The sequence below is a fragment of the Actinosynnema sp. NPDC037264 genome (assembly GCF_055603705.1).
Genome location: NZ_JBVJVK010000010.1, coordinates 13840 through 40433, shown reverse-complemented (window position 1 = coordinate 40433; position 26594 = coordinate 13840). Strand labels below are relative to the sequence as shown.

Below are 26594 nucleotides of genomic sequence, written 5' to 3'. Positions count from 1 at the left end.
AGCATGAGCGACAGCGCACCGCGACGCGGGGGAACCCTCCGGCTCTACGGACCCGGGAGCATGGACCACCTGGACCCGGCGTCGGCCTACTACGCGCTCGGCCACCAGATCACCCGGTTGTTCGCCCGGCAGCTGTTCACCTACCCCGCGGTCAAGGACCTGAAGGACTGGCGCGCGATCACGCCGGTGCCGGACGTCGCGGTCGAGGTGCCGTCGACGTACAACGCCGGGCTGAGCGTGAACCACCTGACGTACACCGTCCGCCTGCGCCGCGGCGTGCTGTGGGACACCACGCCGCCGCGCGAGGTCACCGCGCACGACTTCGTCCGCGGCTTCAAGCGGATGTGCAACCCGGTGTGCGGCGCCGGCGCGATCCGCTACTTCACCAGCACCATCCGCGGCCTGGCCGAGTTCGCCGCGGCGTACGGGGCGGCCGTGCCGCACGCCGACGCGACCGCCGCCGAGCTCGCGGACTTCCAGAACGGCCACGAGATCAGCGGCATCAGGGTGCTCGACGACTGGACGCTGGTGTTCGAGCTGATCCGCCCGGCCGCCGACTTCGTCCACATCCTGGCGGTGCCGTTCGCCTCCGCCGCACCGGTGGAGTACGACGCGCTCGTCCCCGACAGCGACGAGTTCCGGCGCGAGGTCCGCTCCAACGGCCCTTACCGGATCGTCCGCTACGACCACGGCAGGTACCTGCGGGCGGAGCGCAACCCCGTGTGGGACAAGGCCGCCGACGACGTGCGCAACCAGCACGTCGACGCCGTCGAGGTGGTCATGGAGCGGGCCGATCCGGTGCGGGTGGGCCAGGTGATCACCTCGGGTGGGGCGGACCTGTCGTGGGCCTCACCCGTCACCGAGCCCTACGAGGCCAACCCCACCGACCCCGGCAACGACCTCGGCTACGCGCTCAACCCGTACCTGGTGTTCAACACCGCGAGCCCGAACAACGGCGGGGCGCTGGGCAGGCCGCAGGTGCGCCGGGCGCTCGCGTGGGCCTTCGACAAGGTCGCGGTGCTCGACATCTACGACCAGCTCGCGGCGGGCACGGTGATGAGGCCGGCCCGCTCGGCGATCCCGCCCGGCAACGTCGGGTACGAGCCGTTCGACCTGTACCCGACGCCGGGCGACCGGGGCGACCCGGAGCGGTGCCGCGCGCTGCTGGCCGAGGCCGGCTACCCGGACGGGTTGACGCTGACGTTCCTGCACCGCGACGTGGACGCCAACCCGGAGGTGGCCAAGTCCTGCGCGGCGGACCTGGAACGGGCGGGGATCACCGTCGAGCTGCTGCCGATGGGCCACGCCGACTACTACGCCTACCTCCAGGACCCGGCCAACGCCGAGGCCGGCGCGTGGGACCTGACGTCCCCGTCGTGGACGCCGGACTGGTTCGGCAACAACGGCCGGGCGTTCCTCCAGCCGATGTTCCAGACCAACCGGGCCAGGGGCACCAGCAACTACGGGTGCTACAGCAACCCCGAGGTCGACGAGCTGATCGAGGAGGCGCTCGCCACCGTCGACGAGGACCGGGCGCACGGGATCTGGCACCGGGTGGACGAGCTGGTCATGAGGGACGCGGCCATCGTGCCGATCCTGGAGCACGCGCCGACCATCCCGCACCTCAAGGGCAGCCGGGTCCGCAACGCCATCCCGATGCCGACGATCGACCGGTGGTTCGACCTGTCCAACCTGTGGCTGGAGCCGACGCCGTGACCGCGCCGACGACCATCCCGGTGGTGCGCTCGCTGCCGACGCCCGGGAGCTACCCGTGCGGCCTCACCTGGTTCGACGGCCTGCTGTGGCACTCGGACCAGGACGCCGGCCGGATCTGGGCGATCCACCCCGGCTTCGGCGAGGTCGTGCGGGAACTGGAGTGCGGTCGCGTCCGCGCCGACCTCACCCACCACGACGGCGTGCTGTGCCAGGTCGGCGGGCGACCCAAGCGGATCGTGCTGGTCGACCCGGGGACGGGTGAGGTCGTCGGCACGAAGCCGGTCGACCCGCCCAGCGGCAGGCTGTGCGGCACGGAGACGTCCGCGGAGGGCGTGTGGATGGGTCTGCGCGAGCCGGCGGTGGTGCAGCTGCGGGACTTCGAGACCATGACCGTGCGGCGGGAGCTCCCGGTCGAGGGTTCGCCGTCCGGCCTCACCGTGGTCAACCGGACGGTGGTCTACGGGGACTTCGAAGCCGGCCTGGTGCGTGCCGTGGACACCCGGACCGGGCAGATCACCGGCACGGCCAGGGTCGAGGGCGCGCCGACGGGGATGGCCTGGGACGGCTACAGCCTGTGGTACTGCGACTTCCGGGCACGCAGGCTGAAGGCGATCAGGCTCGACGACGTCCTGAACTGACCGACCCGGCACCGGTCAGAGGGCCGGCACGGACGGCGCCCCGGCCTCCAGCCCCAGCAGGTCGCAGCAGCGCAGCACGGCGTCGGGGTCGCCGACCAGCGACAGCCGTCCGGTCACCATCGCGGCCAGCGGGGTCAGCAGGCCGGAACCGATCTGCACGAACGTCGCCGCGTCCGTGGTCGCCACCATGGCGGGCTCGACCGCCGGACCCTTCACCGCGCGTGGCACGCGGTCGCGCACCTCGACGTGGTAGACGTGGTCGTCCACCCGGAACTCGTAGCGCTCGTCGATCCCGGTCGCCCTCTCCGGGCGCAGCATCGCCTCCACGGCGAGGAAACCCCAGTGCGGGCGCACGGTGTCCGAGTCGGACTTCTCCCCCACGAAGCGCATCCCCCACCGGGCCAGCCCCGCCACCAGCGGCCGCAGCTGCTGCCCCACCGGGGTCAACCGGTACGCCAGCCGTGAGCCGGTGCCGTGCAGGTCGACCTGCTCCACGACACCCCGCTCCACCAGGAACCTCAACCGCTCCGCGAGGAGGTTGGTGCCCAGGGCGGGCAGGTCGGCCAGCAGGTCGACGTAGCGCCGCGGGCCCATCAGCAGCTCGCGCACGATCAGCAGCGTCCACCGCTCGCCGACCACGTCGAGCGCCGACGCCAGTCCGCAGTACTGGTTGTACGTCCGCTTGCCTGCCATCTCACTACTGTAAACCGCAGCGTGGCCGCGGAAGGGGCGGCCTCGGCCACCGGGTCAGCGCGCGCTGAACCGACCTTTCATCAGCACGGGACGGGCGAGTTCCTGGAAGTCGACCTCCGGGTCGAGGTCGCGGATGGTGCCCTCGATGACCAGCAACGAGAGCAGCGGGAAGATCAGCTCCGGCGCGGCGTGGATGCCGTGCCCGCGCTGGAGGTCGAACATCTCCGTCGCGAACGCCATGAGGCTGAACTCCCGGGCCGGCAGCTTGTGGCTGCGCCGGACCAGGTCGGCCATCCGGTCGAGGAACCCGGTCAGGTCCGCGTCCGCCCGCACCTCGGCGGCGCTCTCCACGACGATCGCGGCGCACTTGTCGCCGTCACCGACGGCCATGTTGAGGAAGAAGTCGGCGAACAGCAGGCGCAACCGCTCGGTCAGCTGGACGCTGAACCCCGCGTCGAGCACCACCACCTGGGCGGACTCGGTGAAGTACAGGTTGCCGGGGTGCAGGTCGCAGTGGACGAAACCGTTCACGAACAACATCTCGTAGATCGCGGTGAGCCCGGACGCGGCGAACTTCCGGCGGGCCGCGGGCGAGCACCTCGACGCCGCGTCGACGTCCAGGTCGGGGATGAACTCCATGGCGATGCACCGCGGTCGGCACGCCTCGGGCACCACCCGCGGCACCCAGACCCGTGGCACCACGGCCAGTTCCACGCGCAGGCGGGCCAGGCCGGCCGCCTCGCGCTCGAAGTCCAGCTGGCCGAGCACCGCCGCGCACATGGCGTCGACGACCTCCAGCACCGGGACACCGCGCAACGGCGGCAACCGGGCCACCAGCGCGGCGCCGCGGCGCATCAGGCCCAGGTCCAGCCTCATCACCCGGTCGACGCCGGGCCGGCGCAGCTTCAAGGCCACCTCGGGACCGGACGCCAACCGCGCGCGGTGGACGCCCGCGATGCTGCCGCTCGCGACCGACGAGTAGTCCACCTCGGCGAAGAGGGTGTCGAGCTCGTCCCCGTAGACCTCGGCGAACGCCTCCCGGGCCTGCCGCGGGGACATCGGCGCGACCGCGTCCTGCAACGTCGCCAACTCGTCGCACATCCCGGGCGGGAGCACGTCGCGCCGGGTGCCCAGCACCTGTCCCGCCTTGACGAACGCGGGGCCCAGCCTCATCAGCAGGGTCGTCAGCCTCGCCCACACGTGCCGCCGGGCCGCCCGACCCCCTTGCGCCAGCAGCACGAGCGGACCCGTGACGAGGAGCGGGGCCAGCGTCGCCGCGACGACGAGGAGGACCTCGCCCAACCGCGCCGCGAGCGCGAACGCCCCGGGAGGGACGTCCCCGTCGCGCTCACCCCTTGTCGACACCCGGCACCTCGATGGCCCGCAGCTGCAAGGTCGTGTAGTCGCAGTACCAGATCCGGGTGCCGTCCCAGGTGATCCCGGTCGGGTTGCCCGCGACCGAGAACGAGGCCACCTCGCGCCGTTCGTCGATGTCCACCATCGTGATGGTCGACGCGGCGTGGTCGGCGTAGGCGAGGTAGTTGTCCGACACGGTGACGCCGGCCGGCCTCCCGGAGACGGCGAAGGTGTCCACCAGGTCCATGTCCTCGTAGCCGCGCAGGTCGATGCGGCGCAGGTCCTCGTACCCCATCCAGATGCCGTGACGAGTGGCTTCCAGCCCGCACAGCACGTTGCCCGGCCTCGGGTTGGAGATCTCGCCCAGCTCGTCGCCCGACTCGGGGTCCATCACGCGCAGCGCCCGCCGGTCGCCCACGACCTGCACGAGGTTGCCGCCGACGGTGGTCAGGTCGGTGCGCACCTCGGGGCACGGGATCTCGCGCTCCACGTCGCCGCTGTACGGGTCCAACGCCATGATGCGGTTGGACACCGCTTCGGAGAACATCAGGAACTCGCCGGTCCACGTCAAGCCGCACAGCTTCAAGCCGCGGACCGGGATGTCGCGGACGGTGCCCGCCGCGAACGGCATCACCGCCTCACCGCCCGGGCGATGCGGCAGTCCAGGGTCCAGGCCGTGGCGTCACGCGCACGTCCCCGCCCGCTCGGCGGCACCACGCTCACGTGCAGCTCGTCGCCCTCCCGCACCCGCGTGTGCCGCAGCGGCCACACCCAGACCGCCCAGTTGCAGCCGGGGTAGGAGGGGTAGTTCGACAGCGACTCGCCATCGGCCAGCTCGGCGGTGAAGTACCCCATGACGGCCTGGAGGCAGCCTTCCCGCCGCACCGGCAGGCGCACCTCCCGCCGGGGCCGGCCCGTCGAGCCCTGCCCGATCACGTCGTCGCAGAGCTCGACGGGCGCGCTGAGGAACCGCGGCTCGCGCTGGAAGAAGTGCAACTGCGCGTGCGGTTCGACGAAGTCCTGCACCGCGTCGAAGCGGTAGCCGGGCACGACGTCGCCCCAGGTGCCCCAGCCCTCGCCGTCGAACTCGATGGCGACCAGCTCGGTCCTGAGGCGACGCGGCACGACCGCGCCGCCGGGGCGCAGGTTGTGCCTGGCCACCGCGTCCAGGATCTCGGCCATCTGCTCCTCCGGGCCGAGGTTGCCCATCATCTCGGAGACGATCACGTCGGCGCGGCGCGGCAGCCTGGCCACCCGTGCGTCCCCCTGGACCAGGGTCACCCGGTCGTGGAGGTCGTTGTCCGCGATGATCCGCTCGGCCACGGCGGCCATCGCCGGGTCGGCCTCCACGGCGTAGACGTGCCCGGCGCCGTGCCGCAGGGCCAGCATCGACAGCACCAGCGTGCCCGCGCCGACGTCGGCGATCACGTCACCTGCCGTGATCACCGACGCCAGTGCCCGGTCGTAGGCGCTCAGCCGAGGACGGTCCGCGAGCATCACCTGGTGCATGACTAGGAGCCGTTGGTCCATGGGCGCCTTCCTGGCGAGGCGTTCCCCGAACGGCCGTCCGGAGGAACACGAGTATGTCCGGAAAACCGCCGGTGCGCTGTCAGACGTTGACCGCGGCGTGCTCCCCGACGAACGCGTCGCGCATGACCAGCCGCACGCCCGTCAGCCGGGCCTTGACCTCGTCCTCGGTCGTGACGAGCGGGGCGTCCACGCCGCTCATCGACAGCTCCGTGCCGGTCGCGCCCATGTCGGTGAGGTTTCCGCTGACGTGCACCGAGTTCGCCGCGTAGAGCGTGGCTTGCGGCGTCATGAGCTCGAACTCGGCGTCGAGGTGCAGCTCGCCCGGGAACCTGACGCGGCTCAGGCTCTCCTCGGAACCCTCGCCCAGCGTGCCGCCGGACACCCGCGGCCAGCTCGCCCGCAGCATGACCCGACCGCCCAGCTCCGGGCAGTGGCCCACGACGGCCAGCCGCGCCATCTGCGCCAGGACGCCCGTGCCCTCGGCGTGCTTCTCCGGGCCGAACAGCAGGATCTCCGTGCCGGCGGCCTTGCGGTGGTCGCCCGCCAGGTCGACGTGCACGGTCTTGCCGCCGACCTCGACCTCGATCCGGCCCTCCAGCGACACCTGCATGATCATCGACGGGTCGACCAGCATCGACATGCAGGGGCCCGCGCTCGGGGCGAAGAACACCGTCGGCGTGATGCCGACCGGCTGGTTCTCGTCGTCGGCCGGGTACCACGCCTCGGGCAACGTCGTGCCGCGGGCCACGTTGGGCGCCTGGACGACCTCGAACGGGCCGTCACCGCGCGGCTTGCCCAGGTACGGTCCGGTGAGCGGCTTCTTGAACGGCGGCACGTGGTCGACCACGCCGTGGATGTCGATCACGTTGCGGTGCGCCAGGCGCAGCGTGCTGGTCTCCAGGATGCCGAAGCGGCGGATGTAGAACTCCGCCGGGAAGTTCTTGCCCGGCACGATCTGCCGGACGTGGCCGGTGTTGGGCAGGAACGGGTTGGACAGGACCTGGATGCGGTCGTCGAGCTCGTAGCTGAAGCCCTTGATGCCGACCTCGGGCGCGCTGATGAGCTCCGTCTCGAACTCCGCGTACCCCTTCTCGTCGACCCGGTGCTCGAACCCCGGCATGGGCCACTTGTTCAGCTGGACGAAGCCGGACAGGTTGATGGTCTCGCGCCGGCCCGCGTAGTAGTCCTCGCCGAACACGACGGTCGCCGCGGCGAGGATGTGCGGTCGGATGGGTTTCGGTTCGAGGTTCAGCGACTCGTAGGTCTCCCGGGGATTGCTCACTGCTCTACCTCCAGCGTCTGTCTCGCACGAGGAAGTGGGCGAGACCGTCCACAAGTGACACAAGCTATGTGTTCCGATAGCCATGGTCCAGGTCGAGGGTCGCGTCGATGCACGACTTCACAACACAGGCGTGTGTCGGGTAATCCCTTGGTGTTGAACGGATACACAACGTTGCGACACCCCGGACGACCTCCGGGCCAAGTCGACCCGTTCGTGGCAGCACGCCGGACCGGCCCCCTGGAGTAGCGTCGAACGCGGTTCAGTTTCCGATAGCCACTTCGGCTGGGAGCTCGGAGGACGAGATGGTGCCGCGCCACGACGAGAGCTCTTACCTGACCGCGCTGGCCGCCGTCGGGAGCTCGCTCGACCGCGTCGGGCAGGAGCACCCGGCGGCGACGGAGGACGGGCCCTCACGCCGTGCCGCGCACGAACTCGTACGGCGCCAGCGCGGTGACCAGCTCGTCGGGGACGGCGACGGGCTCGACCCCTGACCCGACGCGGCGCAGGCAGGCGACGCTCTGCTCGCCGCGCGCCACCAGCCGGTCGTCGCGCCGGAAGTCGAAGGCCATCCGCAGCCCGCTGCGCCAGCGCTCGCGCAGGGTCATCGCGATGACGACCTCGTCGAAGGCGAAGCACTCCCCGAAGTACTCCATCGAGCACGACGTGGTGGCCAGCACGAGACCACCGCCGCTCAGCTCCTTGAGCACCCCGGGCGCGTGCCGGGCCAGGAACATCTCGCGGCAGTGCCCCTGCCAGTGCAGGAACTGCGCGAAGTAGACGTTGCCGACGAGGTTGGTCTCGTCGAACGTCACCACGTGCCGCCAGTGGTACTCACGCACCGTTGTCACACCTCCGGGGCACGGCGACCGCGACGCACCGCGAGCCGACGAACGTGACGACCTCCGCCGCGGCGGTGCCGCCGACCAGGAGCCCGTCGTCGGTGGCCCGGTCGGCGACCACGTCGACGTCACCGGGCAACCCCAGGTCCAGCAGCGCCTTCGCGGCGGCCGTCCGGCTGTCGTGGGCCCACCCGACACCCACGGGCGAGCCCCCGTCGGCGACCACGTCGTCGTCGGTGCTCACCAGTTCCAGGCGGTCGGCGATGCCCAGCTCGGACAGCCGCCTGCTCAGCAGCGGACCGATCAGGGGCACGGGCAGCGGTCCGGGCCAGGCCCGGTCGCCGAACGCGCGCAGCCGCAAACCCTCCCACCGCGCGACGGGCGCACCGTCCTGATCGGACAGCCAGAGGTCGTAGACGTAGTCGTCGCCCTCCCGCACCCGCTCCTCCGCGGTGACCAGCACCAGGCCCGTGGGCCGTTGCCACACCACCACCCGTTCGGCGGCGACGGGCAGCGCCCTGCGGTGGGGCAGGCACGCCAGCAGCACGTGGATGCCGGCGTCGTGCGCGCCCGGGTCGCCCAGCAGCAACCGGGAGGCGTGGTGCTCGGAGAACCAGCGCTCCTGACCGGACCGGACCCACGCCCGGACCCGGAAGGCCGACAGGTGCTCGTAGTCGACCAGGCCGCGCAGGCGTCCGGAGTGGAACAGCAGCTGCCCGTAGAACGGGTGCGGCCCGGCACGTCGTGGCGGTGCGGTGGTCGGGGCCCGGCCGGGCGGCGCGGGCGGGGCGGACCGGATCACGGCGCGGAAGCGATCGGTGGCGAAGCCGTCGGAACCGTCCCGAAGCACCACGTCCACCGCGGGCTCGAACTCGTCACGGGCGAGCGCCGCCACGCGCAGCGCACGCGGCTCGTGCGGGTTCACCATCACCGGGGCGGCCAGCTCGACGTCAGTGAACTCCCAGGCCTCCCGTTCACCGACCACGACCGCGGCGGCCTGGGCCATCGCCTCCAGGCCGACGACAGCCGGCAGCACCGGGACGCCGTCCACGCGGTGGTCGTCCAGGTAGGGGTCGCCGCTGAGGGAGATCACGGGCGCGAGCACCGCCTCCACCCCCGGGACGCGGACGAGGAGGTCGGCGGAGAAGCGGAGCGGTTCGGCCGGTGGACCCGACACGGAGAGCGTCGGGCCGTCCGGGAACCTCCCGGCGACCAGCTGCGTCACCGGCGCGTCCTCGTCGGCCAGCACGGCCAGCAGCGCCGCGACTCCGGCCGCGGGCTCGACCGGTGCGATGCCCCGGTCGCGCAACGAGTCCAGCACGCCCATGCGCGACCCCATGCCGACGTCGCTCCAGACCGACCACTCCAGCACCCTGGTGCGGCAGGTCGGGTTCGCGGCGGCCCACCGCTCCAGGTACGCGCGCTGCCAGTCGTTGGCGACGCAGTACTCGGCCTGCCCCGGCAGGCCGCGCCGGCCGATGATGGACCCGAAGCCGACCACCAGCGCGGGCGGCTCCCCCACCGCGGCCAGCAGGTTGTCCAGCCCGGTCACCTTGGGTGCGACGGCCTCGGCGAGGGTCGTCCCGGTGACCGCGTCCAGCGCGCGGGGCACGTTGACGCCGGCGCCGTGCAGGACGGCGCGCACCGGGCCGTGCGCCCGCGCCGCCGCGACCGCCGTGCGCACCTGGTCCGGATCGGTGACGTCGCACTCGACGTAGTGGGCGGTGACCCGCCCGTCGAGGGCGGCCAGCCCGGCTCGCACCCGTGCCGCCTCGCGAGGCGATCGCCCGACGAAGACGAGCGTGCACCCGGTGCTCGAGGCCAGGGCTTCCGCGCAGCGCGCCGTGATGCCGTCGACACCGCCGGAGGCCAGGCAGACCTCTCCCGGGCCGAGGGGCAGCGGCCCGCCCGGCGTCGCCGAGCGCACCCTCGTGACCGAACGCCGCACGCCGCCGGTCGGGTCCACGCGCAGCCGTCCGCCGATCCCGGCCAGGCGGAGGTCGACGTCGACGGTGTCCGCCGGCAGCTCGATCGAGGTCGCGGTGCAGGAAGCGATCTCGATCGCGGCGCTGCTCGCCACGGCGGCAGCGGCCGGGTGGCCGTGGTGCAGCACGACGAGCACGTCCGGCCGGTGCGCGGCGACGGACCGCAGCAGGTCCGCCACCGCCCCGGTGCCCGCGTCGTCGGCCAGCCACACGGCCAGGCCGTCGTGGGCCGCGCCGGCGACCTCGGGCGCCCTCGCGGCGTCGTGGAGCCACCGGGGCGCGGCGGCCGGCACGGTCCAGCGCACCGCGGTGCTGGGCACGGGTCCGGTCCACGGCTCCCACCGGTGCTCGAACGACCGCACCCACGGGCGCACGCCGTCGACCGCGTCGGGGGCCTGGTCGACCGGCGGCCGGCTCGCGACCAGCTCGGCCAGCTCGCCGACCGTCATCGTGTCCAGCGACGGTGGCAGGGCGGGCACGCGCCTGCCCATCAGGTCCGCGGCCTCGGCGACGAGCTGGACGACCTGCAACGAGTTCAGGTGCAGGTCGGCGAGCAGCCTGCGGTCCGGGCGGATGCCGGCCAGCGGCAGCTCCAGCGTGCGGCTGAGGTGGGTCCGCAGCAGCCGCAACGGGTCCGCGCCCGCGGTCGGTTCGGGCTCCGGCGCCCGCGTGGTGGGCGCCACCTCGGTCTCGGTCGGGTTCGCCAGCAGCGTGATGGGCGTGTCGAGGTCGAGGTGGCGGTGGGCCCGGTCGCCGAACCACCGGTCCAGGTCGCACGCGGACACCGCGGCCAGCGCGGCGCGCGCGATCGCGTGCTCCCGCCCGGAGCCGCCCGGGTCCAGCGAGACCGCCGGGAACCCGGTCGCCAGCGAGGTGAGCGTGGTGCCCGGCCCGGCCTCCACCAGCAGGTCGCACGTCGCGGTCAGGGCGGCGAGGGCGTCGGCGAACCGGACCGGCGCGGTGAGCTGGTCCACCAGCAGCGAGCGCAGGTCGGTGTCGGGGTCCAGCGGGCGACCGGTGACGGTGGAGAACACCGTCCGGCGCGGTGGCCCCAGCCGCACCCGCCGGAGCTCCTCGGCGAAGGGCGCGGCGGCCGGGCGCATCGCCTCGGTGTGGAACGCGTGGGACACCGCGAGCACCTTCGCCCGGGCACGGGCCCGCAACGCGCGTTCCGCCACCCGGTGCACGTCCGCCGTCCGGCCCGCGATCGTGACCTGGTCGGGGCCGTTGACCCCGGCCACGACGACCGGCGTGCTCCCGGCCAGTTCCTCGACCGCGGCCAGGGGCAGGCCGATGCTCGCCATGGCGGTGCCCGCACGTCCGTGCTCACCCATCACCCGCCCGCGGGCGGTGGCCAGCCTCAGCCCTTCCTCGGCGGACAGGGCACCCGCCCACACGAGCGCGGTGATCTCGCCGAGGCTGTGCCCGACCGCGGCCACCGCGTCGCACCCCAGCTCGGCCAGCAGGGCCAAGGCCGCGAGGGACTGCCGGACGATGGCGGGCTGCGCGATGGCGGTCGCCGTCGCGCCGTCGTGCAGCCGCAGGTCCTCGGCGATCTCGGGCACGGTCAGGTCGCGCGCCCAGTCGTCGAGGCGGGCGCGCACCGGGGCCGCCTGACCCGGGAACAGCAGCCCGATCCGACGCGCGGCCCGCCGTGCGAGCACGAAGCCCTCGTCGCGGTCGACCAGCAGGGGCGACTCCCAGCCCGGCACGCGGCGCGCCGCCCGGTCCGCGGCCCTGGCCAGCCGCTCGGGGGAATCGCTCACGAGCAGGCAGCGGAACGCGGGATCGGGCGCCGCCAGCCGGTGCCGCGTGGCCGCGAGGTCGTGCAGCTCGACCGCGCTCAACGAGCCCGCCTTGGCCGCCAGGACCGCCAGCTGGGCGGCCAGGTCGTCACGGTCCTCGGCGGTCAGCGGCACGATCTCGTGCGTCGGCAACGGCCTGCTCCACCGCAGCATCGGCTCCGGCACCACGCCGGTGCCGGCCTCACCAGACCCGGAGAGCACGACGTGCGCGTTGATGCCGCCGAACCCCAGCGCGGACACACCCGCGACCGGCGTGCGGTCCAGCCACGGTTCGGGCCCGGCGAGCACGCGCAGGGTGCTGTCGGCGTCCACCAGCAGCGGGTGCGGGTCCTCGCACCCGGTCGTGGGCGGCAGCACCCGGTGGTGCGCGGCGAGCACCGCCTTGATCAACCCGGCCACGCCCGCCGCCGCCTTGGTGTGGCCCACGTTGGCCTTGACGGAGCCGAGCGCGGCACGCGCGGCCGCACCGGCGCGCACCCGGTTGAGCGCCACCAGCTCGACCCGGTCGCCGACGGCGGTGCCGGTGCCGTGCCCCTCCACGAGGCCGGCCGCCGAGGGGTCGACGCCCGCCATCGCGTACGCCCGGTCCAGCGCGCGCGCCAGGCCCGACGCCTCCGGCCGGGTCAGGCCTCCCGACCCGTCGCAGGACATGCCCCACCCGGACACCAGGGCGTACACCCGCAGCCCTCGTCGGTGGGCGTCGTCGGCGCGCATCAGCGCGACCACGCCGCAGCCCTCACCCGGCAGGAAGCCCGTCGGGTCCGCGTCGTACACCCTCATCCGCCGGCCCTCGGCCAACGCGCCCAGCCGCGAGAACCCGACCAGCTCGAACGGGTCCAGGCTCAGGTCCACCCCGCCCGCGAGGGCGAAGTCCAGTTCGCCGGACGCCAGGGAGCGGCACGCCGTGATCACCGCCAGCAGGCTCGACGAGCACGCGCCGTCGACGGTGTAGCCGGTGCCGTGCAGGTCGAAGTGGTTGCAGACGCGGCCGGCGATCGTGTTGGACAGGGCGCCGGCCAGCGTCTCGTCACCCGGCTCCGGGAAGGGCTCCCGGACCAGGTCCCGGAGCAGCTCCACGGCGTGCTCGGCCTGGCTGTCGGGCACGCCCGCGCCCGACAGCGCGGCAACCGCGGCCCGCCGGACGAACGGCCAGCGCAGCCGCAACTGGGCGGCGCGGGAGAACTCCCCGGTGAGCGAGTTGCCCAGCACGACGCCCGCGCGGTCGCGGTCGAGCCCGTCGGCGTCGGGGAAACCGGCGTCCGACAGCGCCTCCGCGCAGGTCTGCAACGCGAGCCAGTGCGTCTGGTCGACCGCGCGGAACAACGGGCCGGGCACCTCGAACCGGTGCCGGTCGAACTCCCACCCGCGCAGCAGGCCCGCGTGGGTCACGTAGGTCTGGTCGGGCTCGGACCCCCGGTACCCGGCGCCGAGCCGCCGGTCGGGCAGCAGGCGGAACGCGCGGCGGCGGCCGAGCACCGCCTCCCACAGTTCGGCGGGACCCTCGGCATCGGGGTAGCGGCACGCGATGCCGACCACCGCGATCGGCGGCCGACCGCTCACGGTGTGGCCCCCGGCGTGCCGCGACGGCCGGTGCGGAGGAGCAGGACGAGGCAGCGCAGCACGCAGGTGATCACCAGGGCGAAGAACAACCCGAACGAGATCCCCGACACCACGAGGAGGCCGTAGACCGCCGCCGCGGTGACGCCGAAGACGACCTGGTCGCGCCTGCCGGCCGGGGACGTGGCGGGATCGGTGATCATGTAGTTGGTGAACAGGATGAACGCCAGCCCGGTCATGGGCGCCAGCGCCGCGAGCAGGTGGTGGTCCAGCAGCAACCAGCGCAGCAGCGCCTGGGCCACGAACCCGCCGAGCCAGCCCGCGATCAGCGGCATCCGGCCGGTCAGCTTGACGTTGATCACGGTGCCCGCCGCGAGCACGGCCAGCGGCAGCAGCCAGTCGATCGCGCCCGAGGTGTTGCTGGTGAAGTGGTAGGGCGGCGCGATGCTCACCCACGGGAACAGCAGCAGCACCACCGCGATGCCCGTGTTGGACGGGTTGAGCACGTGCCTCAGCCTGCCGCGCACGCGCAGCCGCACCAGGTACTTCGACCCGTTGCCCACCAGGATGGCGAAGATGTAGGGCCACAGGGAGGCGTTGCCCCACAACAGCATCCCGGTCGCCAGCCCGGTGATGTGGGCCGGCAGCAGGAAGACCACGAACGCCCGCCTGCCCTTGGCGAACTCGGCCCGCCTGCCGAACGCCCAGGCGTCGAGCGCCTCGAAGCACAGCGCGGACGCGTAGCTCACGAGGACGGCGACGACCGGCGTGACGGGCGCCTGCTCGAACCCGAGGAACACGTGCCCGAGGACGTTGAACGCGGTGATCGAGACGGCGAACCGGGTCAACGCCTTGACCCGGCGCTGATCGGGGGTCAGCCCGGGTTTCCCCGGTGCGACGAGCGGCCGCTCGTCCAGTGAGGCGCCGTCGAGGCGGGTCGCGGTCATCGGGTCACCGCCGTCGCGCCGGGGCCGAGCTCGACCGTGCGGTGCCCCGGCGTGACCAGGACGTCGGCGCGGTGCGTGCCGGAGCCGTCCCGCCAGGTGATCGTGGCCCGCACCGGACCTCCTCCGGGCAGCGCGAAGTGCAGTTGCGCGGCGGAGACCCCGCTGTGCCCGTTCGCCGGGTAGAGCTGCGCCTTCTGCGGGCGGTCGGGGTGGTGCAGCTCCACCTGCGCGCCGATGGCGTCGACGAACCCGCCGCCGACCGCGCCGGGGCGCACGAGGCGCAGGTCCGCCGCCGGGCCGCCCTTCACGCCGTGCAGCAGCACGGAGTCCTCCCACTGGTTGGCCACCAGGACGTCGAGGCGGTTGTCGCCGTCGACGTCGCCGACGGCAAGTCCCCTGGTGTTGTCGGGGAAGGACGCGCCCACCCGGTCCGCCAGGTCGAAGTACCGGCCGCTCGCGTCGCGGACCCAGAACCGGTTCGGCTCGTGGCCCGACAGGTCGTCACCCGGGCCGAAGCGGGGCCACACCGCCGGGTGGCGCAGCAGCTCGTCGTTGGCGATCGCCAACTCCTGCAGGACGGGCCAGCGGTTGACCTCCCCCTTGAGGAAGCCGTTGGCCTGGACGAGCTCGTCGACGCCGTCGTTGTCGAAGTCGCCCGCCTTGACGTCCCAGCACCAGCCGGCGCGGGCCAGGCCCAGCGCCTCGCTGCGCTCGGTGAAGGGCACCTCGCCCGCCAGCAGGTCGTCCGGCGCGCCGTCCGGGACGAACGCGAAGTTGCTCTCGTGCAGGCCGTACGGGACGGTGATGTTGCTGACGACCATCATCGGCAGGCCGGCGCCACCGGGGTAGGTGAAGGCGACGCCCATGCCCTTGAACGAGTCGCGGCCCAGCACCTCCGACTTCGGCGTCACCAGGTCGCGGGCGCCGGTGACCTCCTGCAACCGCACCGCGCCGGGCACCGAGCGGTTGACCATCAGCTGGTCCGGCCCGAAGTCGTTGGCCTGGTAGATCTCCGGGAGGCCGTCGCCGGTCAGGTCCTGCAACCCGGTGGCCAGCGTCCACGACTGGGCCGCGTCGCCGGTCAGGGCCACGCTGGCGTCCACGACGGCCGGCCTGCGGTCCGCGACACCCGTCGGCCGCGTCAGCAGGATCCGGTTCACGCCGCCGTTGCGGGCCGAGGACATGGAGTCCTGCATCCGGATGCGGGTCTCGTCCGACGCGGTGGGGTCGAGGACGCGCGCGCCGTCGGGGAAGTAGTTGCCCACCAGGATGTCGAGGTGGCCGTCGCCGTCGATGTCGCCGACGTTGAGCGTGCCGGAGTTCCACACCGCCATCGGCTCGATCAGCTCGTCTGCCCGGAACCGGGTGGGCGCGCCGGTCCCGCCGGTGTTGACGAAGAGGACCGGCGAGCGGCCCCAGTAGTGCACGACGAAGTCCACGTCGCCGTCTTCGTCGAGGTCGGCCGGGACGCAGCCCATGGGCGCCATCGTCGAGTCGTAGCGCAGGCCGTCCGGCCGCAGCGCGAGCGGGGCGTAGGGGACACCACCGCCGATCGGCGCCGGGCGCAACGTCACCGAATCGTCGCGCGGGTCGACGAGGCAGACGTCGGCCGCCCGCCCGGTGCCGCGCACGTCCGCCAGCGCGACGGCCGCGCCCACCGACGAGATCCAGCCGCGGATGTCGTGCAGCTCCGGCGCGACGGCGCGCTCGGTCCGCGCGCCGACCGGCGTCTCGTTGAGCTCCAGCGCGGTGAACCCGAACCGGGCGGCGGCGGTCTCTTCGCCGAGACCCGGCCGCACCACCATCAGGCCGGCGGCGGCGCACGTGGCCACCACGACGATCACGGACAAAATCTTGCGCGCGGCAGCGGTCACCGTCACACCCATCGGTCCTCCCTGGCGAGCGGTCGGCTCAGGTTTCTGGGGCAATCCGGTCGCGCAGCCGCGCCTTCCACTCCAGGTACGCCTGCACGTCGGTGGCATCGAGCAGGTCCGCGCAGGCCTCGTCGGCCCAGCGCGCGGCTGCTTCGGCGGTCGTGCCGAGCACCTGCGCGCACGTCTCACTCGTGTGCCGCGGCACGACTCCCGAGCGGACCCGGGCGCCCGCCGCGAAGACGACGCCCTGCGCGAAGTGCGCCCGGTGCCGTCCGGCGCGGTCGATCAGCTCGGCGCGGGCCGATCCGTCCACCGCGCCCGCGTACGCGGCGGCGAGCCCGACACCGCTCCACAGGTGCGGCCGCGCGACGGCCGGCGCGCGGTCGATCACGTCGGCGACCCCCGCCGGGCAGGCGGACTCGGCGAACCACAGCGCCCGCCCGCAGCCGGCCAGGCGGGCCTGCCACACCGGCCCCGGTGCGCGCGAAGCCCGGCGCAGCAACGCCCGCGTGCCGCCGAAGTACACCTCGCCGAACCCCGAACCGTCGACGGCGAGCCACCGCAGCAGCGGGGTGCGGGGCAGGCGCGGCAGCACCGGCACGCGCGCCGCCGTGAACAACCACCCGGCGCCGACGTGCACCAGGTGCGCGTACGCGTTCCCCGGCCCGGCGAGCAACCGGTCGAGGGCGCCCGCCCGGCCGCCGGTGGCCAGGTCGAGCAGCCCGGCGAACATCGCGGCGCCTTCGTAGGCGAACCCGCGCTCCTCACCGTCCACCCGGCTCAGCGGCTCGTGCGGTCGGCGCCACGACCGCACCGCGAGGTTGAACCCGCCGAGGAAGTTCCGCGCGTGCCGTTCCAGGACGGCGCGCTGCGCCGGGCGGTCTACCCTGAAGCCCCGGCGCGAGAAGTCGGCCAGCCGCAGCGGCAGTCCCACTCGCGAAGAGGCCGCGGCGACCACGCCGTCGGTAAAAGCAAGCGCGGTTGCTGCATCACCCCTCCAACGGGCCGAAAACCCTTACCGGGCACGGTTTGCGCGGTGATTCCTGCCTACCAGAGCACTGGGGTGGCCCCAAGGATCCCTGGTCAGCTTCACGCGAAGGTGTCGCCGGAATCCCCAGGTCACCCCGCATCACTCCGACTCGTTCCCGTCCGCCAGCCAGAGGTTGGTGAGATCGCCGTTGAGCACCGGGTACGGCAACCAGTTCCGCACCCTCGTGGAGTGGAACCAGTACTGGTGGGCGAACAGGACGGGGACGATCGCGCCGTCCCGCAGCACCTGCGCCTCCACCTCCCGGAACAGCTCGCCGGCGCGCTCCTCGTCGGCGCACGTCAGGGCCGCCGTGAGCAGCTCGTTGACGCGCTCGCTGCGGTAGCGGCCGAAGTTCGAGCCCCAGTCGCCGTCGCGCGGCACGTCACGGCTGTCGAACAGCGGCTGGAGGTAGGTGCGGGCGTTGTTGCCGTACCAGTCCGGCTCCCAGCCGGTGAGCGCGAGTTCCCAGTCCTCCGGCCGTGCGGACGCCGACGAGGACAGGTACGCCGAGAACAGCTCGTTGATCGACGCCGGGACGAGCCGCACGCGGATGCCCGCCCTGGCCAGGCCCGCCCGCACCGCCTCGGCGGTGGCCGGGTGGATGTCGCGGTCGCGGTAGACCAGCCGCAGGGTGAGGCCGTCCGGGTAGCCCGCCTCCGCGAGCAGCCGCCGTGCCCGCTCGGGATCGCCCCGGCCACCGTCCGTGGCGTGCGGGCGGCTCTCCCGGTGGGCCAGGCACAGCGGCGGCAGGACCTGGTCGGCGATGTCGTTGAGCCGCGGTCCGCCCCACACCTGTGACACCGACGCCTTGTCCACCGCGTACTGGAGGGCGGTGCGGACGGCCTGCTTGCCGGTGGCGCCGCCCTCGGCCGTGCTCGCGAAGTTCACCACGACGTACGGGCTGAGCAGACCGGCCGGGCACACCTCCAGGCGCGGGTCGTCCGCCGCGAGCAGCGCGGGGAGTTCCTCGGTGAGCGGCTGGACGTCCCAGAGCATGTCGGCCTCGCCGCGGGCGACGAGGTCGTGCGACTCGCGCTCGTCCAAGCCCTGCCTGATCTCGATGCCGTCGAGGTGCGCGGCCCGGAGGTCGTCGGTCGCCGCGTCCCAGGCGGGGTTGCGGCGCAACTCGATCCGCTCGCCGGGGCGGTAGGCGGTGATCCGGTAGGGGCCGTTGGAGATCACGGCCAGTTCCGGGCTGCCCGGCGCGACGAACAGGTACTCCTCCGGCGCGGGGGACGCGAACGGCAGGGCCAGCATGTTGAGGAAGTCCGACATCGGGTAGCGCGTGGTGAAGCGGACCTCGGTGTCGTCGAGCGCGACGACACCGCTGATCCCGGTGTGCTCCAACCGGTCCGCGACCGCCTCGACCGTGCGGGGCGCGTCGGCGAGCACGTCGCGGAACTCCGCCATGCCCTCGATGGCGTTGAGGTAGTAGGCGAGTCCCGGGCTGTTGGCCATCGGGTGCGCCAGGCGTTTGATGCCGCGCACCACGTCCCACGCCGTGACCGGGCGGGCGCCGCCCGGTGCGTCCCACCGAACCCCGCCGCGGAGGGTGAACGCGTAGTGGGTGCCGTCCCCGGTGAGCCGCCTGTTCGCCGCGGTCGGCACCTCGGTGGCCAGGTCGGCGACGAGCGTCCCCGCCTCGACCCGGTCCCGACTGGCCACGTACCCCACGAGCTGCCGGGTGTACGCGCGCAGGATGCCCCTCGTCACGGTGTGGTAGGCCAGCGCCGGGTCGAGGTTGTCGACGTCCCCCGCGCCGACCATCGTCAACGTCCCACCGCGGCGGGGCGTGGCGCCGACCGCCGTGCCGGGGGACCTGAGCTGTGACTGCAGCACGGTGGACTCCGCCCTCCGTTGGATGGGCCTTCGACGGCGCGCTCAGCTCCCGCCGATGCCCTCGGGATGCCGGTCGGCGACGAGCGTCAGCACGATGCCGTGCTCGAGCAGCGCCTTCGCCGCGGCCAGCACCTCGGTGAACCCGCCCATCGAGCCCAGGGCCCAGGTGACGATCTCGTCGGGTTCGGCGCCGCCGAACCCCGTCTCGGTGAGGTCGACGCGGGTCACGTCGTCCGACCACGCCGCGAAGCGCATCTCGAACGTCGTCGGGCGGGGGCCGTTCTGCCACTCGATGGCGAACCGGCGGTCCTGCTCGAACTCCTTGACCCGTGCGGTGACCGTCAAGTCGTACATGTCCCACGTCCACCGCAGTTCGGCTCCCGGTTCCACCGGACCGCTGCTCCGGGTGAACCAGAACCTGCTCGTGATCGAGGGATCGGTGAAAGCCCGGAAGACCTCCGCCAGTGGTTTGCGGATCAACATCGTCGTCGCGACCACTGGAGACAGTTCGAGGCGGGAATTGCCCACGGCTTCTCCTCTTGGAGATGACCCACAGCCTGCGCCACGGGACGCTACCGCGCCCGGACGCCGCGAACCGCCGTCGTCGCCCGGTTGGCCCCGATCGAGTGCATCAGCCCGGGTGGATCGGTTCTTCCCCCCGCGCCGCGGAGCCACCGGCACGAGGCCGCACGCCGCGGCTGTGCGCGATCATCGGCAGCGCGTTCACCGGCATCGTGACGGCGGGCTTCGGCCGCACGCGGTGGCCGGGCACGGGAACCAGCCGCCACCGCGCCGCGATCGTGGCGAGGGAGAGGACCAGCTCCGCCCGGGAGAGTCCTTCGCCGACGCACCCGTGGAGCCCGATGCCGAACGGCAGGAACGCGGCGCGCGCCAGTGGGTCGACGCGTTCGGGCAGCCACCGGTCGGGGTCGAAGCGTTCGGGGTCGGCGTGGATGCGGGGGTTGTGGTTGAGCGCGTACGCGCTGTAGAGCACGACCGCCCCGGCGGGGAGGTGGTAGTCGCCCAGTCGAGTGTCCACTGTGGTGGAACGGCTCTGGAACAGGCCTTGCGTCCGGTGGCGGAGCGTCTCCGTGATCAACCGTCGGGTGTAGACCAATCGGTCGATGTCCTCGTAGGTGGCCGTTCTTCCGGCCAACACCCGGTCGACCTCGTCGTGCAGGCGGCGCTCGACGTCCGGGTCGGCGCCGATCTCGTGGAAGGCCCAGGACAGGGTGTTGCTGACCGTGTTGCTGCCCGCGATCAGGAAGGTCATGACCTCGTCGTGCAGCTGCCGGTCGTCCATGGCCGGCTCGCCGTCGTCGCCGGCGAGGACCATCTTCGACAGCAGGTCGCCCCGGTCGGTCCGCGTCGCCAGGTAGTCGTCGACCACCGCCCTGATCGTCCGCCGGAGGAACTCCTCCGCTCCGCGGTAGCGACGGTTGCCCGGCGTCGGCAGCCTGGTGAGGACAGCGGGAGCGGTCATCCGCCGGAACAACCCACCCAGCACCACCGACGTCGCCGCCATGAACCGCGCCCGATCCAGCGATGCGCCGTCGGCGACGATGACCCGGACGATGTTCGCCAGCGCGAGCTCGTCCATCTCCTCGTGCACCTCGACCCGCTGGCCGTCGCGCCAGGAGTCGGCCCTCTCCTCCGCGTGCGCACTCATCACCGCCGCGTAGTCCGCGATCCGCCCGTGGTGGAACGCCGGCAACACCAACCGTCGCTGCCGCCGGTGGAACGGCCCGTCCGAGATCCCCAACCCGTTGCCGAACATCTGCCGGAACCGATCGGCGATCGGACCACCCCTGGCGAACACGTCGGGTCGACGCATGACGTCACGCACGAGCTCCGGGTCGTTGACCACGTACATCGGCCTGCGCCCCAGCCGGATCCGCGTGACGGGTTCGCCCGACTGGAGTTCGAGCAGGAACGAGCCAGGACTTCGCTTCATCCGCAGCGCGTGCCCCAAGAACGGCAACGCACCGGGGTACGTCCCAGGTGGACGAACGGTGGCGGTGGTCGACATCAGCAGTCCTCACGCCGAGTGCTGTTGATTGTCAAGCAATGTAGCCGCACGACCAACCCCCTGCGACCCCTCCCGCCACCACGATCGCGTGAGCCGGCAACCAGGGTCACCCGGGTCCACCCCCACCGACGGCATCCTGATCGGCCACGTGCGAACCAAACTGGGTGTGGTCGACCGCTGACTCTGCCCCTGCTTGTAACGGTCGGGCACGGATCGCGATGAGTGCGATATGTCGATCCTGCTCGCCCGGTGGGCCCGGGAACAGGGCTGCGCACCCGACCAGGCCGAACGCTCCCTCGTCGAGGGCATCCCGAAGGAATACCGTTGATCATCACGTGTCCGAAGTGCTTCACCGCCGATGACGTGCTGCCTCCCCGCAGGCTGCCCGACGGCGTGCTGCAGTACCGCTGCACCAACCGGCAGGCGCACGGCGACCACGAATGGCTGACCACCCGCAAGGCGGTCCAACCGCCGAGCGAAGTGCAGGAAGGCGTGACCGACGACCTGCTCGAACCACTCGACCACTGCATCGACCCCGACGACCCCTTCCTCGAGTACGGAATCGTCGAGCACCGCCTGCGCACCCGCTTCCCCGACCTGTTCGCCGCGCACGTCGCCGAACAGGGACATTCCATGTTCGGCTCCCGCGCCTACACCGCATCCAGCGTCCGCTTCGGCGTCGCCCTCGGTCGACTGGAACGCACCGGCACCCTCATCAGCCAGTACGGACCGGCGACAGGCGCGTGGCGCTACAACGGCCAGGTCACGTACTGGACCAGGGCAGCACCACCGACCCAGCACCGCAAGACCTGGGCCGAGTACTGCACCGAGACCGGCCGCTCCCCCGAGTGGACCGACGACGACCGACACGGCCTGACCCACCCCTGAATGAGCCTTCCCGACGAAGGCACGGCCGGCGCGAGGAACCAGTCGGCGTCACGCCACGACTGCCCATTGGCCGAGCCGCTGTTGTCCCCCACTGCCGCGTGGACATGAGATGAGCGATCAACGGCCGGTACTTGCCTGCCAAGCCCTTCCTGCGTACTCGGGCGATGCAACGGAAGCTACCCCGCTCCCGCGGGATCCGGCAAAGCCTCGATCAGCATTCCCAGGCCTGTTGGCGCCCCGCCCAGATGGCCAATTGCCGACCTCTTCACGAGCCTGGCCGCGACGATCAGCTCCACCAGATCGCCACTCTCGTAAACTTCCGAAAGGATGCCCAGTGGCGTGACAAGAGATGATTCGAGGGAACCACCCAAGGAGTCGAGCAGGGCCGTGTCATCGGTGAACACCACATTGATCAGCGAGCGAACCACCGCCCTCAATGCCACTACGTCGACCTCTTCCGCAATGCGTCCAGCACCGCTCCAGTCGGGCATCCAAGCCGGCAGTCGATCAACCAATCCAACACCCCCGAAAGATCATTGCGCCGAAGAGCTGTACACCAGCGGCTGAAGCCCCGTATGTCCTGCAACGCGATCGAAGCGGTGTTCGCGGACTCAAGTTCCGACACGTCATGTCCTGTGCAACTCCCAGTCAACGTCGCCGGTCACGGCGTAGCCCGGTTCGAGGTGCTCGTACCGGGCTACGGCGGTGACCGTCGGCGAGGTGCCGTCCACGCTGCCGTTGGTGCTGTCCTCGCCGGCCACGGTCAGGCGGGTCATGTCGCCTTCGTCGTCGACGATGGTGGCGACCACGGCGCGGTCGGTGGGGTTCGTCAGTGACGTTCAGCAAAGGCCGACACTCTACTGGTAGGTCTACTGGAGCCTTCGTCACCAATATCGGGTCGGAAAGGCCACTGCCAGCGGAACGCACCTGGTCATCAAGTGCGGCCGGAACGCCGAAACCGCTGCCACAGCCGGCCACCGGCCAAGCAGCCGTCACTCGACTCGGCGGCCGCCGACGGCAATGAGTGCACGGCATCCTCAGCGAATACCACCACGCTGCCAGATCTGCTCGGACGAGACTCTCGCCGCCACAGCATCACCGCGGTGACACGCCCGCCGGTCCGAACCCCATGGCCGGGCGGCTCCGGATCACACAGTCGCCCGCACGCAGCGGCTGTCGGTGGCCTCCAGGTCGGGGTCCAGGAAGTACCCGAGGCCCTCTGCTTCCACGAACGCCTCCGGGACCGTCGAACCCAGCCCCGCGCTCAACCTCAGGTAGTCCAACCGCGGCACCGGCCGCGGACGGCGGAAGAGCACGATGGCCGACAACGACCCCACCGACGAAGCAACCGACTCGACCAACTCGCCCGGCGTCGTGGCGGTCACCTCCAGATCCGGATAGACCAACACCTCCGCGCCGACCCTGAGCCCGGACACCACGTCGTCCAGATCCTCGGCACCAACCAGGTACCAATCCTCACCGTAACGCCCGCCGGCGCGCCGCTCCATCAGCAACACCGGCCCGGCGGATGGCCCGACCGCATCGCGCACCGCAGCCCAGAAGCCGTGGTCCGCCCGAGGAGGTGGGATCTCGTCGTCGTCCGGATCACCCTCTTCCTCGAAGTAGTCGACGTAGAGCCCGCACTCACCGACGACTTCGACGAGCGCCGACAGCTCGCCCGGCGCATACACGTTGAGGTAGAAGTCGAAGCTGACCTGTACACCCACCCCGCCGCCCAGGTCGAGGTGGGTGTGGTAAGCCGCTCCCCTGAGCATGGCTCGGACCAGGAGCTCGACCTCCTGTCGGCCTACGACACGCCCGTTGTACAGCTCACCCAGTTCTTCCGACGGAAGCTCATCCATGAAGACGTGCCGCAACACCGCCTGATGGGCACCGAACGACTCCATGACCGTGCGCACCGCGCAGACATAGCGGTCCTCGACCTCGACGTAGTCCCGCAGAGTCAGTTCCCGACCGTCGAAGACCTGCCCGACCTCGTCGAACGACGTCCAGCCCCACTCACCCCCGGAACGCGCACGCGCGCGCTCGAACGGTGAGTGCTTCGAGATGCTGAGGTAGTACATCACTTCCTCATTCGTTGCAGCGGAACTGGCGAGCGACACCGGCAGGTCGACCGGTCGTGACGCGGAGAAGATGACGCCACCTGGCACGCGACGGACGAGTTCCACGCCGCAGGCCGGCCACCGCGCTCATGGACAGCCCTGCGATCACTGAACCACTACACCACACCGGATTCCACACCCTGTTGGCTTGGTCGCGAAGGCGATCGAGCGAGGAGCACACAGGTGAGCCTCGGCGCTGCCGTGCCCGGCCGGTTCACGGTGACCGCCTCCGAGACGGTGTCGGCCTGGCCGGTGACGGACAGGTAGGCGTGGCCTGCGCATGTCCCTTGGCCGCCAAGGCCAGTCCTCCCGTCCAGCAGGAGCCCGGCGACCGGTAGGAGCGTGGAGACGATGACGACCACGAACATGGTGATCCCACCTTGGTCTTCGCGGACCCCTAGCCGGACCAGGTGGGCCGCAAACGTCAGCCGTGGACGGGTGAAGCGCTGGGACCGGCCGGAGGCATCCGAGCTCGCATCGACGACCTGGCCCGCCTCGCCTCAGCCCTCCTCGACGGCACCGCGCCCGGCACCGCCGCCCTGCACCCCGTCGAGAACTTCACCGGCCCGGTGGTGCGCATCGGCGCGGCGTGGCTCGCGATCGAGCGCAACGGGCGCGCCATCACGTGGCACAACGGCGGCACCGGCGGCTTCCGCAGCTGGCTGGGCCTGGACCTCGCGGCCGGCACCGCGGTGGCCTTGCTCTCCGCGACCGCGATCCCGGTGGATCAGCACGGCTTCGCCCTGCTCGCACAGCTCACCGAGGACGAAGGCCGCTGACCGGACAGGCAGCGATGTACGACGGAAACCCCTGCCGCAGGGAGGTGCTGAGGCGATCGGCGGCCGCCCGACCAAGTACGGCGATGCGCAGACACAGCCCAGATCTCACGTAACCATCCACAGTGGACGCGGACCCGCTCGGCTTGGTCAACGGCGCACCCGATAACGCAGGTGGAGCACCCGGTTGCCCTGGATCGCCACGTCGGGATCCTCCAGCAGGTGCTGCGCGTCGACCGACCCGAAGTAGCGCTTGCCGGACCCGAACACCACGGGCACGACGTCCATGCGCACCTCATCGACCAGACCCGCGGCGAGCACCTGGCCACCGACGTCGCCGGCAGCGACCTCGACCACGCGGTCACCCGCGAGCTCCTGCGCCTTGGCCACCGCTGCCTCGACGCCGTCGACGAAGTGGAACGGCGCCGCGGGATCCCAACCCTCCGGCTGCGGCCGGTGCGTCACGACGACCACGTGGTCGATCCCGCCCGGAGGCTTCCCGTCCCAGCCGTCCGTCAGGTCGAAGACGTGGCGGCCCACGACGGTCACCCCGATCCGGTCCCAGTACGGCCGGGTGTAGTCGTAGGACGTCTGCGACACCTTCAGCACGCCGCTCTCGTCCAGCGGGACGTCACCGTTGGACAGCCAGTCGAACAGCGGTCCGGGCTGGTCGGCCTCGTCCGCGATGAAGCCGTCCACCGACACCGAGCTGTACAGGACCACCTTGCCCACGGGACTCTCCTCTGCTTCGGGGTGGGCTCAAAACTAGCCTGCCGTGAGCGGTCGCTCTTGTAAGAAATCAATCGGCCGGCAGCGGCCAGCCGTCCAGCGCGTGGCCGGGGTGTTCGCGCAGGAACCGCCGCCGGACTTCGACGTACCGGGTCGGCGTGAGCCCGGTGAACGCCCGGAACTCGTGGCCGAAGTGGGCCTGGTCGAAGTAGCCCGCGCCATCGGCGAGGTCGCCCCAGTCGACCGGTTCGGCGGGGTTGATCGAGAGCACGGTGGTGGCGAAGCGGTGGGTGCGGGCCAGCCGCTTCGGCGTGACGCCGACGACCTCCTTGAACCGCCGTGCCAGATGAGTGCTGCTGACACCGGCCGCCGCGCTCAGGTCGCCGATCGCCACGGCCCCGCCGGTCGCCGCGATGACGCTGCTCGTGTGGCGGACCAATCCCAGGCCGGCGGTCTCGCACAGCCGGCGCATCAGCTCCTCCTCGAGCAGCGTCAGCATCTCGTGCGGTCCGTCCGCCGTGGCCAGCCGGTCCCGCAGCCGAGCGATGGCGGGCCGGCCCCACACCTGCTCCACGGTCACCGGCCGGTCGCACAACTCGACCGCGGGCATCGGCAGGAACGGCGCCAACCCCCACGGCTTGAAGTGCACGCCGACGGACCGGGTCCACAGTGGATAGCCGAACTCGAACGCGCGGGTGGGCGTGGTGACCACGCAGCCGTCGGCGTACTCGGCCGTCGCGACCTCCGCGCCGCCGCGGATGCGGAACGGCGCCCCGAGGTTGACGATGAGCAACCCGGCCGGCATCGGCGGCAGCGTCAGCCGGGCGTACGGCGGCGCACCCTCCAGGTAGTAGAGGTCGTCGATCAGCCCGTCCAACGGCGGTCGCGGCACTCTGGACACGTACTCCACGCCCACAGCATCGCCGACGCCCGCCGGCACCGCGCGCCGGGATGGCCC

Annotated in this window: 22 protein-coding genes; 4 read left to right on the top strand and 18 right to left on the bottom strand. The window is 72.1% G+C overall.

Features of this window, described 5'->3' with window-relative positions; genetic code table 11:
- Positions 1-3 precede the first annotated feature (3 nt).
- Together ACZ7GX_RS14625 and ACZ7GX_RS14620 are read left to right on the top strand one after the other, a co-directional pair.
- Positions 4-1716 carry an ABC transporter substrate-binding protein gene (locus ACZ7GX_RS14625; RefSeq protein ID WP_498776658.1) on the top strand — a complete coding sequence of 571 codons (1713 nt, stop codon included), beginning with the start codon at positions 4-6 and terminating at the stop codon, positions 1714-1716.
- Positions 1713-2354 (top strand): NHL repeat-containing protein, encoded by a 642-nt coding sequence (locus ACZ7GX_RS14620; RefSeq protein WP_498776656.1) that lies wholly within the window; start codon positions 1713-1715, stop codon positions 2352-2354. The genes ACZ7GX_RS14625 and ACZ7GX_RS14620 overlap by 4 nt, the downstream gene beginning before the upstream one ends.
- 15 nt (positions 2355-2369) lie before the next feature.
- Here the strand turns inward: ACZ7GX_RS14620 and ACZ7GX_RS14615 are convergent, their stop codons facing one another.
- The 13 genes from ACZ7GX_RS14615 to ACZ7GX_RS14555 all read right to left on the bottom strand — a co-directional run bounded on the left by ACZ7GX_RS14615 (position 2370) and on the right by ACZ7GX_RS14555 (position 21120).
- The gene (locus ACZ7GX_RS14615) at positions 2370-3047 is read right to left on the bottom strand and encodes a winged helix-turn-helix transcriptional regulator (protein WP_498776654.1); all 678 of its coding nucleotides are present in this window, start codon (positions 3045-3047) and stop codon (positions 2370-2372) included.
- Between the two features lie 54 nt (positions 3048-3101).
- On the bottom strand, positions 3102-4412 hold the full coding sequence (locus ACZ7GX_RS14610) for an ABC1 kinase family protein (protein ID WP_498776653.1): 1311 nt from the start codon (positions 4410-4412) through the stop codon (positions 3102-3104).
- Positions 4396-5034 (bottom strand): NHL repeat-containing protein, encoded by a 639-nt coding sequence (locus ACZ7GX_RS14605; protein WP_498776840.1) that lies wholly within the window; start codon positions 5032-5034, stop codon positions 4396-4398. The genes ACZ7GX_RS14610 and ACZ7GX_RS14605 overlap by 17 nt, the downstream gene beginning before the upstream one ends.
- Positions 5034-5933 (bottom strand): class I SAM-dependent methyltransferase, encoded by a 900-nt coding sequence (locus ACZ7GX_RS14600; RefSeq protein WP_498776652.1) that lies wholly within the window; start codon positions 5931-5933, stop codon positions 5034-5036. The genes ACZ7GX_RS14605 and ACZ7GX_RS14600 overlap by 1 nt, the downstream gene beginning before the upstream one ends.
- Positions 5934-6012: 79 nt before the next feature.
- The gene (locus tag ACZ7GX_RS14595; protein WP_498776650.1) at positions 6013-7215 is read right to left on the bottom strand and encodes a DUF6004 family protein; all 1203 of its coding nucleotides are present in this window, start codon (positions 7213-7215) and stop codon (positions 6013-6015) included.
- A gap of 410 nt (positions 7216-7625) precedes the next feature.
- Positions 7626-8054: an acyl-CoA thioesterase gene (locus ACZ7GX_RS14590; protein ID WP_498776648.1), complete on the bottom strand. Its 429-nt coding sequence runs from the start codon at positions 8052-8054 to the stop codon at positions 7626-7628.
- Entirely contained in the window at positions 8047-13404 is a 5358-nt protein-coding gene (locus tag ACZ7GX_RS14585; protein WP_498776646.1) for an SDR family NAD(P)-dependent oxidoreductase, read from the bottom strand. Before ACZ7GX_RS14585 ends, ACZ7GX_RS14590 begins: the two co-directional genes overlap by 8 nt.
- Positions 13401-14348, bottom strand: a complete 948-nt coding sequence (locus ACZ7GX_RS14580; RefSeq protein ID WP_498776644.1) for an enediyne biosynthesis protein UnbU — start codon at positions 14346-14348, stop codon at positions 13401-13403. Before ACZ7GX_RS14580 ends, ACZ7GX_RS14585 begins: the two co-directional genes overlap by 4 nt.
- A complete protein-coding gene (locus ACZ7GX_RS14575) occupies positions 14345-16234 on the bottom strand; it encodes a CRTAC1 family protein (RefSeq protein WP_498776642.1) in 1890 nt (629 codons plus the stop codon). Before ACZ7GX_RS14575 ends, ACZ7GX_RS14580 begins: the two co-directional genes overlap by 4 nt.
- 25 nt (positions 16235-16259) lie before the next feature.
- On the bottom strand, positions 16260-17156 hold the full coding sequence (locus tag ACZ7GX_RS14570) for a DUF1702 family protein (RefSeq protein ID WP_498776640.1): 897 nt from the start codon (positions 17154-17156) through the stop codon (positions 16260-16262).
- 195 nt (positions 17157-17351) lie between these two features.
- Positions 17352-19091, bottom strand: a complete 1740-nt coding sequence (locus ACZ7GX_RS14565) for an ABC transporter substrate-binding protein (protein ID WP_498776638.1) — start codon at positions 19089-19091, stop codon at positions 17352-17354.
- Between the two features lie 42 nt (positions 19092-19133).
- Entirely contained in the window at positions 19134-19619 is a 486-nt protein-coding gene (locus ACZ7GX_RS14560) for an SRPBCC family protein (protein ID WP_498776636.1), read from the bottom strand.
- A 103-nt stretch (positions 19620-19722) separates the two neighbouring features.
- Positions 19723-21120, bottom strand: a complete 1398-nt coding sequence (locus ACZ7GX_RS14555; RefSeq protein WP_498776634.1) for a cytochrome P450 — start codon at positions 21118-21120, stop codon at positions 19723-19725.
- 324 nt (positions 21121-21444) lie between these two features.
- Between ACZ7GX_RS14555 and ACZ7GX_RS14550 the strand changes: the two genes are divergently transcribed.
- Positions 21445-22008 carry a zinc ribbon domain-containing protein gene (locus ACZ7GX_RS14550; protein ID WP_498776632.1) on the top strand — a complete coding sequence of 188 codons (564 nt, stop codon included), beginning with the start codon at positions 21445-21447 and terminating at the stop codon, positions 22006-22008.
- A 176-nt stretch (positions 22009-22184) separates the two neighbouring features.
- Here ACZ7GX_RS14550 and ACZ7GX_RS14545 read toward each other — a convergent pair whose 3' ends face one another.
- The 3 genes from ACZ7GX_RS14545 to ACZ7GX_RS14535 form a co-directional block, all read right to left on the bottom strand.
- Positions 22185-22523: a hypothetical protein gene (locus ACZ7GX_RS14545; protein WP_498776630.1), complete on the bottom strand. Its 339-nt coding sequence runs from the start codon at positions 22521-22523 to the stop codon at positions 22185-22187.
- A 111-nt stretch (positions 22524-22634) separates the two neighbouring features.
- Positions 22635-22817, bottom strand: a complete 183-nt coding sequence (locus tag ACZ7GX_RS14540) for a hypothetical protein (protein WP_498776628.1) — start codon at positions 22815-22817, stop codon at positions 22635-22637.
- A gap of 339 nt (positions 22818-23156) precedes the next feature.
- Positions 23157-24197 (bottom strand): hypothetical protein, encoded by a 1041-nt coding sequence (locus ACZ7GX_RS14535; protein WP_498776626.1) that lies wholly within the window; start codon positions 24195-24197, stop codon positions 23157-23159.
- A gap of 344 nt (positions 24198-24541) precedes the next feature.
- Between ACZ7GX_RS14535 and ACZ7GX_RS14530 the strand changes: the two genes are divergently transcribed.
- Positions 24542-24910 carry a serine hydrolase gene (locus tag ACZ7GX_RS14530; RefSeq protein WP_498776624.1) on the top strand — a complete coding sequence of 123 codons (369 nt, stop codon included), beginning with the start codon at positions 24542-24544 and terminating at the stop codon, positions 24908-24910.
- Between the two features lie 147 nt (positions 24911-25057).
- Here ACZ7GX_RS14530 and ACZ7GX_RS14525 read toward each other — a convergent pair whose 3' ends face one another.
- Both ACZ7GX_RS14525 and ACZ7GX_RS14520 read right to left on the bottom strand, forming a co-directional pair.
- On the bottom strand, positions 25058-25639 hold the full coding sequence (locus ACZ7GX_RS14525) for a dihydrofolate reductase family protein (RefSeq protein ID WP_498776622.1): 582 nt from the start codon (positions 25637-25639) through the stop codon (positions 25058-25060).
- 67 nt (positions 25640-25706) lie between these two features.
- On the bottom strand, positions 25707-26528 hold the full coding sequence (locus tag ACZ7GX_RS14520) for an AraC family transcriptional regulator (RefSeq protein WP_498776838.1): 822 nt from the start codon (positions 26526-26528) through the stop codon (positions 25707-25709).
- Positions 26529-26594: the final 66 nt, after the last annotated feature.

Excerpts from the sequence above, each read along its gene's own strand:
- ACZ7GX_RS14625 (WP_498776658.1), top strand. The coding sequence starts at position 4 with ATGAGCGACAGCGCACCGCGACGCGGGGGAACCCTCCGGCTCTACGGA.
- ACZ7GX_RS14615 (WP_498776654.1), bottom strand. The coding sequence starts at position 3,047 with ATGGCAGGCAAGCGGACGTACAACCAGTACTGCGGACTGGCGTCGGCG.
- ACZ7GX_RS14605 (WP_498776840.1), bottom strand. The coding sequence starts at position 5,034 with ATGCCGTTCGCGGCGGGCACCGTCCGCGACATCCCGGTCCGCGGCTTG.
- ACZ7GX_RS14600 (WP_498776652.1), bottom strand. The coding sequence starts at position 5,933 with ATGGACCAACGGCTCCTAGTCATGCACCAGGTGATGCTCGCGGACCGT.
- ACZ7GX_RS14580 (WP_498776644.1), bottom strand. The coding sequence starts at position 14,348 with ATGACCGCGACCCGCCTCGACGGCGCCTCACTGGACGAGCGGCCGCTC.
- ACZ7GX_RS14575 (WP_498776642.1), bottom strand. The coding sequence starts at position 16,234 with ATGGGTGTGACGGTGACCGCTGCCGCGCGCAAGATTTTGTCCGTGATC.
- ACZ7GX_RS14555 (WP_498776634.1), bottom strand. The coding sequence starts at position 21,120 with ATGTCGACCACCGCCACCGTTCGTCCACCTGGGACGTACCCCGGTGCG.